The sequence below is a fragment of the Enterococcus rivorum genome (assembly GCF_001742285.1).
In the GTDB taxonomy this organism is placed as follows: domain Bacteria; phylum Bacillota; class Bacilli; order Lactobacillales; family Enterococcaceae; genus Enterococcus_L; species Enterococcus_L rivorum.
This window is the reverse complement of sequence record NZ_MIEK01000001.1, coordinates 114486-127640: the sequence shown is the minus strand read 5'-3', so window position 1 is coordinate 127640 and position 13155 is coordinate 114486. Positions and strand designations below refer to the sequence as shown.

General features: G+C 33.8%; 12 protein-coding genes. 11 read left to right on the top strand and 1 reads right to left on the bottom strand.

The annotated features are described in order from the left end of the window. Positions 1-118 precede the first annotated feature (118 nt). From BCR26_RS00590 to BCR26_RS00570, 5 genes are all read left to right on the top strand, one after another. Complete coding sequence (locus BCR26_RS00590; protein ID WP_069697013.1) at positions 119-712, top strand: TetR/AcrR family transcriptional regulator; 594 nt, start codon at positions 119-121, stop codon at positions 710-712. Positions 713-1066: 354 nt separating this feature from the next. After that, on the top strand, positions 1067-2152 hold the full coding sequence (locus BCR26_RS00585) for an ABC transporter permease (RefSeq protein ID WP_069697012.1): 1086 nt from the start codon (positions 1067-1069) through the stop codon (positions 2150-2152). Between the two features lie 6 nt (positions 2153-2158). Then, positions 2159-2833, top strand: a complete 675-nt coding sequence (locus tag BCR26_RS00580) for an ABC transporter ATP-binding protein (RefSeq protein WP_069697011.1) — start codon at positions 2159-2161, stop codon at positions 2831-2833. Between the two features lie 258 nt (positions 2834-3091). Then, positions 3092-4297, top strand: coding sequence for an MFS transporter (locus tag BCR26_RS00575; protein WP_069697010.1), 1206 nt, complete (start codon positions 3092-3094; stop codon positions 4295-4297). After that, the gene (locus BCR26_RS00570; protein WP_069697009.1) at positions 4294-5460 is read left to right on the top strand and encodes a M20 metallopeptidase family protein; all 1167 of its coding nucleotides are present in this window, start codon (positions 4294-4296) and stop codon (positions 5458-5460) included. The genes BCR26_RS00575 and BCR26_RS00570 overlap by 4 nt, the downstream gene beginning before the upstream one ends. 525 nt (positions 5461-5985) lie before the next feature. Here BCR26_RS00570 and BCR26_RS00565 read toward each other — a convergent pair. Then, positions 5986-7083, bottom strand: a complete 1098-nt coding sequence (locus BCR26_RS00565) for a YncE family protein (RefSeq protein WP_069697008.1) — start codon at positions 7081-7083, stop codon at positions 5986-5988. A gap of 234 nt (positions 7084-7317) precedes the next feature. Between BCR26_RS00565 and BCR26_RS00560 the strand changes: the two genes are divergently transcribed. The 6 genes from BCR26_RS00560 to BCR26_RS00535 all read left to right on the top strand — a co-directional run bounded on the left by BCR26_RS00560 (position 7318) and on the right by BCR26_RS00535 (position 13132). After that, positions 7318-9228: a BglG family transcription antiterminator gene (locus BCR26_RS00560; protein ID WP_084386966.1), complete on the top strand. Its 1911-nt coding sequence runs from the start codon at positions 7318-7320 to the stop codon at positions 9226-9228. 11 nt (positions 9229-9239) lie between these two features. Beyond that, positions 9240-9575, top strand: coding sequence for a PTS lactose/cellobiose transporter subunit IIA (locus BCR26_RS00555; RefSeq protein ID WP_069697007.1), 336 nt, complete (start codon positions 9240-9242; stop codon positions 9573-9575). Continuing rightward, entirely contained in the window at positions 9572-9865 is a 294-nt protein-coding gene (locus tag BCR26_RS00550; RefSeq protein ID WP_069697006.1) for a PTS sugar transporter subunit IIB, read from the top strand. Before BCR26_RS00555 ends, BCR26_RS00550 begins: the two co-directional genes overlap by 4 nt. 16 nt (positions 9866-9881) lie before the next feature. After that, a complete protein-coding gene (locus BCR26_RS00545; protein ID WP_069697005.1) occupies positions 9882-11177 on the top strand; it encodes a PTS sugar transporter subunit IIC in 1296 nt (431 codons plus the stop codon). 3 nt (positions 11178-11180) lie between these two features. After that, a complete protein-coding gene (locus tag BCR26_RS00540) occupies positions 11181-12221 on the top strand; it encodes a tyrosine-protein phosphatase (protein ID WP_084386965.1) in 1041 nt (346 codons plus the stop codon). Between the two features lie 479 nt (positions 12222-12700). Further along, complete coding sequence (locus BCR26_RS00535) at positions 12701-13132, top strand: hypothetical protein (RefSeq protein WP_069697004.1); 432 nt, start codon at positions 12701-12703, stop codon at positions 13130-13132. The last annotated feature ends 23 nt before the right edge of the window (positions 13133-13155 follow it).

Below are 13155 nucleotides of genomic sequence, written 5' to 3'. Positions count from 1 at the left end.
AAACGTTCAACGAAAGTATAAATTTATGTTAGAATGAGTGCGACGCAAGTAAATGAATGATCGTTGTACTCATAAACTAGCCTATGATGAAACGAATCAATAAAGGAATGAACGAACAATGGTTAAAAAAAACTCAAGAAAATTTGATTTAGAACAGACCCATCGTAAAATACTGCTTGTTGCTTCAGAATTATTCATGGAAAAAGGGTTTAAAAACACTTCTACAAGAGAGATTGCTGAACGTTGCCAAATCACACAACCCAACTTATATCATCATTTTAAAAATAAGAAAGAACTATACATAGCTGTGATTGAACAACTAACGGATAGTGTTCAAAAAGATTTAACTGTTATTATTGAAGAACCGCTGCCTGTCGATGAGAAATTATGCAAAATGATTCATGTATTGTTAGAAAAGCATCCTACTAACTTATTTTTAATGCTTCATGATATGTTCCGTGAAATGGAAGTAGAATATCGATCAACACTATATACGATTTTTAAACAAACATATATTAATAGTTTAGCAGCAGTGTTTACTGATGAAAATAGCTTAGTTCAGCTGAGAGACGGGGTTAGTGTGGATGATGCCACCAGATTTGTTTTATACAATGTTAGCTCCATATTAAGCATTCAAACAACGTACCAAAGAAAAACGAAACAAGAAGACGTCAAGAAATTTGTAGACTTAATGTTGCATGGTCTAACTTAAATAAAATTGATACATGAAAGAGGTTGAAATAGAAGTCGTTTTGGGTCGAAAAATCGGACCGAAAAGCGCACAATACGCTTTATATATTGAGTTATTTTTCGGTAAATATCTTAATATCTAGACTTTTTTCGCCGTTTATTCGGATTTAGAGGATGAAACAAAACTGATATTTAGTTTTGTCTTATCCTCTCTTTTTACATATTCGCTTATCAATCGATAAAAAATATTTGATTTATCGATTGATAAGTGATATATTGTGGAAGTAGCAAAAAAAGAACCGAATTTCGGTAAAAATAGCAGTCAAAAATGTAACTACTATTCAAAATTAATTAAAAGGGAAAGATGTGAGAGATTATGTTTCTAGGAATTAATGAAATTAAGTATTCAAAAGGAAGATATGTATTAGTCATCTCAGTTATGGTATTAATCGCTTGGTTGATTTTTATTCTATCTGGATTGGCAAACGGGCTTGCTCAAGGAAATCGAATAGCTGTCGACCAGTGGAAGGCTGATAAGATTGTTTTAGCTGATGATGCTAATAGTAACTTGAATGCTTCTGTTGTAGAAGAGAAAGTGAAAGAAACAATTACTGGCGGAACAGCAGAACCGATTGGACAATTGTCATTGGCGATTGGCGAAGCAAAAGATAAAAATAAAAGTACCGATTTGACAAACGTTAGCTTATTTGGAATTGATGAAGCAGGCTTCTTGATGCCAAAAGTGATTGAAGGAAAAGCTTTCACAGATAAAAATCAAGTCATCGGATCGATTGCATTGAAAAATCAAGGATTCAAAATTGGTGATAAGATAACTGCTGGTAAATATGATGAAGAGTTAGAAATTGTGGGCTGGACTGAAAAAAGCAGCTTTAATATTGTGCCAGTTTTATACACATCTATTGATACATGGAGAAGCATTAAATATGGTGAGAACCCAGCAATGCAAAACGTAGTGAATGGCTATGTCGTTCGTGCTAAGGATAATAAAACAGTTAAGACGTCTGATGGGAATAGCAAAGTGATTGCAATTCCTGATTTTATAGAAAAATTACCTGGATATAGCGCACAAAACTTAACGTTAGATGGCATGATATATTTCCTAATTGTGATTGCTGCTTTCATTATTGGAATTTTCATCTTCGTAATGACGCTTCAAAAAACAGCAATGTTTGGAGTTTTGAAGGTTCAAGGGGTTCCGACTAGTTATTTAGCGAAGTCAGTCTTATTACAAACATTAGTACTAGCATTGATTGGTGTAGGCATTGGATTAGCTTTAACAGCAATAACAGTAGCCTTTTTACCAGAGTCAATGCCGTATGCAACGAACTATAATCGAATGGGCATATTCAGTATATTATTGATTGTTTCTGCAATTGTAGGGGGCGCCTTCTCTATTCGAACAATTGCTAAAATCGATCCTTTGATTGCGATAGGGGGATAAAAAAAGATGACAAATGTATTAGAATTATCAAGTGTAAGTAAAAAATATGGCTCTGATCATACAGAAGTAATAGCTTTGAAAGAACTATCTTTTGCTGTAAAAGCAGGAGAGTTTGTAGCAGTCATTGGGCCTTCTGGATCAGGGAAAAGTACTTTTTTAACCATTGCTGCTGGGTTACAAAAACCTACCAGCGGAGATGTACTAGTTGGCAACCAATCATTGAACAATTTATCAAAAAAACAATTACTAGATTTGCGTTTCAAGAAAATCGGTTTTATTCTGCAAAGTTCTAACTTAGTACCTTTTCTAAAAGTAGAAGATCAATTTCACTTAATTGAAAAAGTTGATAAAAGTCGTAGAAATGAAGAGAAAAAAATTGAATTACTAAAAACACTTGGAATTTATGATTTAAAAGATAAATATCCTCGTGATTTATCAGGTGGAGAGAGACAACGGGTTGCGATTGCATGTGCGTTGTATCATGAACCAGATGTTATTTTAGCTGATGAACCAACAGCGAGCTTAGATACGGAAAAGGCCTTTGATGTAGTGAAGCTATTAGGTCGAGAAGCAAAAGATAAAAATAAAGGAATCGTTATGGTTACCCATGATGAACGACTGCTTGAATACTGTGACCGTGTTGTGCGGATTCGCGATGGAGAATTGGAAGAACTAAATTAAGAAGAAAAGACTGACAAGATTCTCAAACGAATTTTGTCAGTCTTCTTTTTTTTTTACCAAAACAGATAAATTTTAATAAAAATAGATGGAATGATTTTCGAAAAGAATATATAATAAGGATATTATTCTTTATCTTATTTGGTGAAAGGTATGGGAAATGAGTTGTTTTATAAAAGTGTACTAGTTCCTCTACTTCATGAATATAAAGATAAAAAACAAAAAAATCGTTTGAAGGAAACGAAAAATTAAGGGGAGAGTATGGAAAAAAAGGGGAAAAAACTGGCAATTCTATTAACAGCTTTATTTTTAGGGTACACAATGGTGTATATTGACAAAATGTCTGTCGCCTATTCATTGATTCCAATTGCAAAGGAATGGGGACTAAGTCCAGAAATAAAAGGTGGTGTCATGAGTGCCTTTTTCTTGGGTTATGCAATGATGCAAGTTCCAATGGGCTTTGCAATCAACAAAGTTGGGTCAAGGAGAATCTTGATTGGTTCGATTTTGGGGATTGGTGTTTTTTCATTCTTATTCGGGGTAGGAACGTCAATTTTAATGTTAATCGTCATTCGCTTTCTTACAGGACTAATTGCTCATTCAGGCTATGCTTCCTCTGCAAGCAAAGAAGTGACAATGAATTTTCCGATGGAACAACGAACGTTTGCTCAAGGAATCTTAATTTCATCATCTGGCTGTGCGGCAATTATTGGCCCGCTGCTATTGTCACCTATTATTACTTATTATGGTTGGAGAAGAGCCTATCAAATACTCACCATTGTTGCAGTGGTGATTGCGTTAATTTTGATTATTGTTATTCCAAAAGAAAAAGTTCTATCAGAATCAAAAAGTAAAAAAAGCCAAGTTTCATTAAAAGAAATCTGGTCAGATAAGCGAGTTTGGATTCTTTTTTTAGGCGCTTTCTTTATAAATAATATTTTGTATGGCTTAATTAATTGGTTACCAAGCTTTTTAACCGATCAAATTGGTTTAACTTTAAACCAAGCAGCAAGTGTTAGTAGTATTGCTGGAGTGTTTTCTTTGATAGGTGCTGTAGGTGGTAGTTATATTGTAGGAAGATTTTTTCAAAATAGAGAAAAAATAGTGGTTTCAGTAACAAGTATTTTAGGTGTCGTTGCTGCTTTTCTTGTCTATTTTGTTTCCTCCACTGTTTTATTGACGTTCTTATTAGGAATCGCCAATTTACTTTTAACAATAACTTTTGTTAGCTTAATGAGCATTCCATTAAAAATATTTTCAGGCTCTAAATTTGCTCCAAGTTATGCTACTTTATCGACGGGTGGTATTATGGGTGGTTTTGTTTCACCCATTTTAATTGGTTTTTTAGTAAAAATGTCAAATGGGTTATATATTTCCACGTTCATTTTCTTTTTAATCATGGGAATTTTTACAGCTTTGATTATTTTAGTTTTGAATACAAATACTAAGGAGGAACTAGAAGGATGAGTATAGTAGAATTAATGCCGCAACAGGATATGATTGTTTGGAGAAGACATCTTCATGAACACCCAGAATTGTCTTTTCATGAAGTAGAGACAGCAAAGTATATTAGAGGAATTTTAGACACATTTCCAAATTTGGAAATTAGTAGCTTAACTGAAAATAGTGTGATTGCCACATTGAAAGGGAGTAAGCCCGGTAAAACAGTTGCTTTGCGTGCTGACATTGATGCATTGCCGATTATTGAAGAATCAGATGTTACCTTCCCTTCAAAAAATCATGGTGTTATGCATGCTTGTGGACATGATACACATACTGCTATGCTATTAGGAGCGATAAAAGTTCTGGCAGAAATGCAAGACAAAATTGCAGGCACAGTGAAATTTATTTTTCAACCTGCGGAAGAGGAGCCACCTGGGGGAGCTAAATTACTAGTAGAAGCGGGTGTGATGGATGATGTGGACGAAGTCTTTGGGCTACACATTGCCCCAAATGTTCCCGTTGGTGTGATTGGTATTCGTAAAGGCGCACTAACTGCGGCTTCCGATGTGGTGACACTTAATATTCATGGCAAAGGATCGCATGGTTCTACACCAGACTTGTCTATTGATCCAATTTTAGTTGGCGTAGAGATAATTAGCAATTTGAATAATATTGTTTCTAGAAACATCAGTCCTTTTGACAATGTAGTTATTTCAATTGGAGAGTTTAATTCTGGAAAAACGTCTAATGTAATTCCAAACGATGCACGGATTCAAGCAACAGTTAGAACCAATGATCCAGAAGTTAGAAAATATGTTAAAAAGAGAATTGAAGAAATCATCAAGGGTGTTTGTGAGATGTATGGTGCAACTTATGAATTAGACTATCTACTAGGATATAGCCCAGTAATTAACGACAGTGCAGCAACAGATCTAGTGATTCAAGCAGCAAACAAAGTGGTAGGAGTTAATCATGTTGTAGAACCGCCAATCATGATGGGCTCAGAAGATTTTTCAGCTTATACAGATGTCAAACCAGGTTCTTTCTTTATATTAGGTGGGGGAACAGCAGCAGAAGGTTGCGGTTATATGAATCACCACCCTAAGTTTAAGATTAATGAGGACTGCTTAGTCTACGGCGCAGCAATGCACACGCAAATAGTTCTTGATTGTTTGAATGTAGAATAAATGAGAACAAATTGTTTTATTTAATAAAGTGAAACGAAAACTAATAGGAGAGGGGCAAGAAGGGACAGATTAAGTCGCAGATTGCTCCCTCTTTTTTATAAGAAATGTTAATTGAGAGGTTTGTTTTAAATAATTTTAATTGCAAAATTATTCTGTATTCTGACGCAGCAAAGCTTCTAAGAAAAAAATATATACTGAAACAAAGAGTAATGAAGTGGAATTCTATAGTTTTAATGATAAAAAAAGAAGTTGTGGCAGCAGTGGGTAGCTCCGAAAAATAAACCGAATCATCCAAAAATAGCGTCCATATTCTTGAGATTATTCGGCATATTTACGAGAAACCTTCACCAAGTAGGTAATATCCAGCATCGATTCGTTGCCTTCATCATGATTCATAGCAACTCAAGCTTGTCCAATGTGTAGAAGTTGATGAGATTGAAACGAAGTGGCGTGCTGCTTTTGGGACACCGTTTATTCGGTTTTAGTGGGGTGGGGCATACGAATGTCACAGCCCCGTTTTTTAAATTATTTTTCTTTAATGAGTTTCTTCAAATTCAATTGTAGAACATGATCAACTTTTGTAATATCTTCACGGGTTCGATAAATTTCCGTTGCAGATTCAAATATTGTATATAAAGAATCTTTATCTGCGTAGATTTGTTCTAGATAGGGAGGAGTTTCAATTTTTTCCACAGAGTCTTTCTCTAAATAAAGATGTTCTTTATTTAAGTCATTAAAAACTAAGATGTGAGATTTATCTGGCCCATATGATTGTGAAAATAAAATTTTTTCTTCATAGAAAGTTATTCCTTGAATTTTATTTGTAATCTTATAGGCTTGCTCTGGATCAGTATCGTTGTTTCCAGAAGAGATTGCTACTTGTTTATCTACATCTAAATCGAACGTTCCATTTGAGTCAACGAGATACTTATTTAAAACACCCTCATGATTGACAGAAAAAAATCCAATATAGAGTGCCTGATTGTGATAAGTAATAAAAGAAGCTTCTCTAATATCGCCCAAATCAACCACTTGTTCATAGCGAATGGGTTCATATTTTTCTGAAAAACGATACTTTTTAAGAGACTCCATTGAAATTGCTACAACTTGGGCTTTCATATCTGCGGTATCAGAACAAACCCAAATGTTTTTTGCATCTGAATCATATGCGATTCCACCAACATGAGGTTTTCCTTGTAAAACAACTGTTTTAATATACTCATGATTTTTTTTATTTAAAACATAAATCACTGAGTTGTGGGCTTGATCATGGCTATAAGCACTTATCAATAAGTAATCGTCGGCAATAGTAACCCCTTGAGGATCCATCGTTTGACTGATGCTTGGTTGACCATTTTCACCTAGAAGAAGTGTTTGAGTATCCAATAGACCAGGGATAGGATAAGTTCCTTCTTGAAGATCATTTGATTTGTCGGAGAAAGCTAAGTCATAGAAGGTATCATAATTTTTCAACGCTTTCTTTTGTTCTTTCAAGGTATACAAAGCAGCATTAGTATTGGTTTTATCTGAGGCATCTTTTTTTTCGTTAGAAGTACAACCTACATTGATAAAAACAAAAATAGGTATAAGCACTAATAATCCTAGTATCCTCTTTTTTTTCATTGCGATATTTCCTCCTCTACAAAACGCATTCAATCATTTTTAGAAGTAACTTCTTTTTATAGTATAAAGGATTCAAGTTAAAGTTCCCAAATAAAACCCTCTTTTGTTCTCTTTGGACAAGTAACAGCAGCATTCTATTTTATATAATTGAAAAAATTGCAAAAGCTTTTTGCAAAAATTTGCCTTTTATAAAATCATAATATGATGTAAAAATGATAGTAAGGAGGAACAAATGTGAATAACATAAATCAGCTGTTAGAAGTATTTCAAACGCATTCAATCGTAACGATTCAGCTATTAAAACAAGAATTTTCTTTTTCTGAAAGGAAAATAAGAGAATTAATTAAAGAGGCTAGAGAAATAGGAATAAAAAAAGGCTTTGATATAAAGACCTTGATTCATCAAGGATATAGACTAGAAATTGTCGATTCTGTGACATTTAAAGAGTTTCTGGATTACTTGAATCAATATGAAATTTTTGATGGTGGAAATAAGGAGTATCGACTTTCGCTGATCCGCTATCTATTGTTGCAAAATCAGGGGTTCATCACGATCGATCAAATTGCTGAAGTCTTGGATGTCTCAAGGAATACGGTCATTTCTGATTTGAAGATTATAAAAAAGCAATTACTAGAATTTGATATCGTTCTCTCTTCAAAAACCCATTATGGCTTAACCATTAAAGGTTCAGAAGCGATGAAAAGAAAATTATTCTCTAAGATGATAAAAGAAGAAATGGAATTGGATCATAATTCTAACCAATACTTTGAATTTATTCAGGGATTGAAATTTGATGAAGTGAAAAAAATGTTTATTCAATTACTTTATGAATACGAAATGAGAATGACAGAAAATACTATCGAATCTATTTTAATTCATTTAAAAATTTTGCTCTTCCGAATCAGTCAAAAAAATGATATTTCTGAAGTAAGTATTAATAAGAATTTGATTGATGAAAAAAGTTATCAGTTAACAAAAAAACTAGTCCGCTATTTAGAACGTAAATTTAAGGTAGTCATTAAAGAACAAGAAATGGATTTAATTGCATCACAAATTTACGGGAAGGCTACGTCTAATCAAGTACCAAAAGAACAGGAAAAGGAATTGAAAGAGTCAATAGAACAAGCTTTAGTAAAAATAGATCAAGAGTTTTTGACTGACTTTAGACATGATGATTTATTAAAGGAATGTTTATTATTGCATGTCTACCCTCTTTTACTAAGAATTTCTTTTGGATTAGAGTTAAACAACTCCCTGATTAATTCAATCTCTGTGCAATATACCAACTCTTTTTTAATTAGCATTCGCTTTATTGAATATCATAAGGAATTAAGTCAACATTCACTATCTAGAGATGAACTCGGTTATTTAGCCTTACATTTTGCAGCGCATCAAGAAAGAAAAAATCAAGAATCCATTCAAAATATTCGTAATATCTTGGTTGTTTCAGATTCAAGAAGAAGCAAAACGTTATTACTAAAAGTTCTTTTTGAAAATCATTTTCCAAAAGCGAATGTAACAGTTAGGACAACACAACAAATAGAACAAGATCTTTTAGATGGAGCAGACTTAGTTTTTTCAACAGAGCTTTTAGACGAATTGAATAAACAAGTGGTGGTCATAATGATTGATGAAACAATGACCGAAAAAGAAATGAGAAGAATAAAAAATATGATTCTTTTTCAAGATACAGCAGTTAACAACAAAGTTCCTACGATTCAAAATTTATTTTTTAAAGACTTGTTTTTTAGTTCGGATAGTAAAGACTACTTAGATGTTCTTGAAACATACAGCCAGCAAATGGTGGATTATGGTTACGCAGATAGTTGTTACCCAGGTTCTGTCTTAGAACGTGAAAAAAAGTTTAGCACGATCTATGAAAATGGTATTGCCGGCCCCCATAGTATGGTACAAAATGCCAAGAAAGATAGCATTGGTGTTATTTTATTGAAAAAACCGATTCATTACGAAAAAAAGGAAGTTAAGTGTATCTTTTTAATTAACATTCGTAAACATCATCTTTTTTTACATCAAGAAGTCAGTCAATTTATGATGAAGCTAATGGCAGATACAGGGACAATTAATATGCTATCTCAAACAAAAACATTTGAAGAATTTGTTATTTATGCAAAAAAGTTATGGTAAAGGAGAAGTCCATGGAAGATACAATTATGAAAATTATTCTACATGCAGGAGATGCAAGAAGTAAGAGTTTATTAGCATTAAAATCAGTTAAGCAAGGTGACTTTGAGAAAGCAAGATGTTTACTAGAGGAAGCTCGTCAGTCATCTGTGGCCGCTCATAAAGTTCAAACAGAGCTGATTCAAAAAGAAGTTTCAGGTGAAACGCAAACCATGACTTTACTTTTAGTTCATGCTCAAGACCATTTGATGACAGCGTTATCTATTCGAGATGTCGTTTTAGAATTAATTAATTATTTTGAAGTAATTGAACATCGATTACAAAAATTAGAAAAGGAGGAAGGAAAATGAAAAAAATTTTGTTGGCTTGTGCGGGAGGTTTTTCAACGAGTATGCTTGTTGCCAAGATGAAAGAGGCAGCGAAAGAAAAAGGAGAAGAAATTTGGATTGATGCAGTGGGGGATAGTGATATTGAAGAGCATCTAGACAGTGACATTATTTTGCTTGGACCGCAAATTGCTCATCGTTTAGAAGATTTAAGAGAAAGTCTATCAATGCCAGTTTTTGTAATTGAATCGCTGGATTACGGAACTATGAATGGGACTGCTGTGTTGGATTTTGCACTAAAAGAAATAAAGTAGAAACGGGGGATAAACAATGAGTTTAAAAGAAACTGCAAAAAGAATTGGGCCAGTTTTAAATAAGTGGACCGTTAAGTTTTCTAGTAATATGTTTGTTAAAACAATCGCTGCCGGTATGGCTCGATTATTGCCAGTAACAATCGTCGGTTCAGTCATTACATTAATCGGTAGTATTCCTTATGAACCTTATTTACAATTTTTAGAACAGACTGGAATTAAAGGGTATCTAACTTTAGGGGATACTATGACAAATGGCATTATTACAATCTACTTAGTGATTGCACTAGCTTATGAAATGGCCAAAAATTATAAAAAGTCACAAATTAATGCGATATGTATTTCAATCGTTGCATTCTTTTTAATTACACCGTTAACAACCTTTGCTGTAAAGGGCGAGCCAGTTCAAGCCTTTACACTGACGTATTTAGGCTCCCGAGGAATGTTTGTAGGAATGATTACGGCTTTGATTGCGACACGTCTATATGTGCTATTTATGGATAAAGGCTTTAAAATAAAAATGCATCCTAGCGTACCGCCAGCAATTTCAGGATCATTTGAGTCCTTATTTCCAATTGTTATTATTTCAATCTTATTTATTGGCATTTCAGCTGGCTTTTCTCTAACAGCTTTTGGAGATGCTCATAGTTTTATTTATACAATTCTACAAAAACCATTAGAAGGTGCAAGTGGCTCTCTTTCTACAATGTTGATTATTTGCTTCATTGGGGAATTGTTCTGGTGGTTTGGTATTCATGGAAGTAATGTAACTTCCGCTGTAACCAATACTTTGTATTTACCTTTAGCCATTGCCAATGCCCAAGCTTTAGCAACAGGCCAAAGTCCAGAATTTATTCTGAACTCATATTTTCTAAATATCTATAAAGGACCACGTCACTTAGCTTTAGCCTGCATGTTGTTGTGGTTAACTCATTCTAAACAATTAAAAGCGATTGGAAAAGTTGCTGTCGTGCCAGGTGTATTTGGGATTAGTGAACCGATGAAATTCGGTATCCCAATGGTCTACAATCCAATTATTTTTGTGCCAATGACATTGGCACCTGTAATGTGTATTTCAATAGCTTATTTTGCAACGATTATAGGATTTTTACCTGTAGTTGGAATTAACTTGCCTTGGAGTATGCCACCAATTATTGGAGGGTTCTTAGCAGGCGGCTTTGCTGGGGTCACAGTTCAAGTCATCCAATTTGTAGCTTGTCTGCTCCTATACTATCCGTTTTTAAAAATGTTAGATAGACAAAAAGTCAATGCAGAAGAAATAACAGAACGAGAGTTAGCTAGTAAAGGGGTATAAAGAATGACAGAGTTAATAAAACAAAATCAATTTTATGAGTTGTTTGATGAAGAAATTCAGGAAGAGACAGAAGTAACCATATATCAAGGAACCGAGCCAACATTAACAATTGAAGGAAAAAAGAAATTGGGAAATTTTTCAGGTACTCCAATTAGATTTGAAGCACAATCATTAGAGAAAAAAAGCTATTTTGTTTATGCTTTCGCCAATCGATTAAAGATCATTGCCGTAAGGAAAATTAGCTTGAAAGGAACATTTAATACAAGAGATTTTGGTGGTTATACGGGGATGAATGGTCGACAAGTCAAATGGGGAACTTTTTTTAGATCAGATGCATTAAATAACCTGACAGAAGAAGATGTAACCATTTTAGAAAAACTTGGCATCAAAACAGTGGTTGATTTTAGAAGTGAAAAAGAAATTTCTCAGGCGCCAGATATTCTTCCAGCAGGTATTAAGTATGTAAACCTATCTCCCAATGCACCAATTGCTGCACTAGCCAGTGGAAATATGCATGATGACCAATCGAAAATTGCTAAACTTGTTGAAATTGCTGAGAAGAATGAAGGAGAAACTTATTTTGCACAACGTTTAGACGAAATGAGTGAAGAAATGAGGAAATTGGTTAGAGAATCTTTTTCAAATAAAAAATATCAAGCTTATTTACGTTTACTATTAAATCCTGACAATCTTCCGATTCTTCATCATTGTAGAGGTGGGAAAGACAGGGCTGGTTTCGCTGCAATTTTAGTTTTAGCAGTTTTAGGCGTTTCCAAAGAAGAAATAAAACTTGATTATATGCAAACTAAAAATAATATGGAAGAACGAAATAAAAAGCGTATGAAGGAGTATGAGCAATTTACAAATAACGAAACGGTTTTGACTTATTTATCTGGTTTGATGCAAACCAAGGAACGTTACTTCGAAGCAGCCTATGATGAAATAGAGAAAATAGCAGGCTCCATGGACAATTATTTGAAGCAGGTCATGGATTTGTCCTCAGAAGACATCAACACAATTCGAGAGTATTACTTGTACGAATAATAAGTGGGTTTTACTGGGATATAGAACGGTAAGGTTTGACTCCAAAAAAGGAGAGAAACTAGTCAGTTCTTTACCAACTCCAGGTAATCATCATGCTATGAAAATTAGATAGAGTAGGAGTTCCTAGACCAAGTACCATGGTCACTAGAACTCTTACTTTATTTCTATTGGAAACATTGCCTAAACGGCACAATATGATAATTATTAGCTTACTAGCTGTGAAATAACTATTTAAAGAATCTCAGTTCCTCTGGAAAAGACTCTGTTTCATTATTAAATGACTACAATAGTTCCTCTTCTGAAAAAATCAAACGACTATCAGAAAAGTAGTGTAAATGTCAAATGAAAACCTTGGATTAAAAGCTTAATATTTAAAGAATTACCTTATTAGCATATTACTTGATATAAAATGGTAGAGGATACTATAATAATGGTAAGCAAGCTTTAAAAGTTGTTGAGACGAGGAAGGGGAGAGCATTGTGTTTAATTATACGGATATGATTTTGTCGGTAATGCAGAGAGTTGAAGTTTACAATGAGATTTTTAATGCCATTTCCAAAGAAGTACAGGAAAACAGCTATAGTCAAGGACCAAATCGTCGGGGAAAAGATACATATGTTTTTTGTAGAAATAATGTGAGTCGCTTTTTTGTTGAGGAAGCCAATTTTAGGAGAAATTTATCTGTTTACGAGGGGAAAGAAGCAACACAAATTCTATTGCAAGGACTGGATACATACAAAGAAGGGGTTTATTATTGGTTAGACGCACTAGATGAAAAATGTGAAGTAATGGATGAAATCAAATATAAACGAGGACTAATTGGGAAAGAAACTTCGTTTGAATTAATTAATCAAGCTTGTAAACAGGCCTGTGAAGGAATCGAAAGTGCTCACAGTGTCCACAAAATGTAAGTAGCCATAATATAATAATTCAA